At 59.5% G+C, this 358-nt stretch carries 1 protein-coding gene; it reads left to right on the top strand.

Annotation, left to right across the window (positions count from 1 at the left end):
* Nucleotides 1-57: 57 nt before the first annotated feature.
* On the top strand, nucleotides 58-358 hold a 301-nt coding region (locus AB4Y92_RS26780), incomplete at its 3' end, for a GNAT family N-acetyltransferase (protein ID WP_441822377.1).

The following is a 358-nucleotide window of genomic DNA, read 5'->3' as shown; positions in this document are numbered from 1 at the left end:
CGGCTGGCTTATCCTCAAGCCCTAGTCGTGCCCACAATCATCAGCTGGCGGTCGAACATGGCTCGCATCCCTCCGCATCATTTGACAACGGATCGCCTGGTTCTGCGCCCAACGAGCGCAGCGGATGCTAATCGCGCCTTTGAAATACAGTCGGACTGGGAGGTGACGCGCATGTTGCGAATGGCGTCCTTTCCGCCCGATCGAGCAGACATCGCGCTCTGGTTCGCCGACCATCCGCGCGAATGGGCAGCAGGCGAAGCGTATCGTTTTGCAGTCGAGTTCCAGGGCAGAGCCATCGGAGTCATCGACGTCGACGAGATATCTCAAGGCGAGGGCGAACTTGGCTATTGGTTCGAGC

It is taken from the genome of Lysobacter sp. TAB13, assembly GCF_052113885.1.
GTDB classification, from domain to species: domain Bacteria; phylum Pseudomonadota; class Gammaproteobacteria; order Xanthomonadales; family Xanthomonadaceae; genus Lysobacter; species Lysobacter gummosus.
The sequence above is the reverse complement of the archived record's forward strand: the minus strand, read 5'-3'. Positions and strand labels throughout refer to the sequence as shown.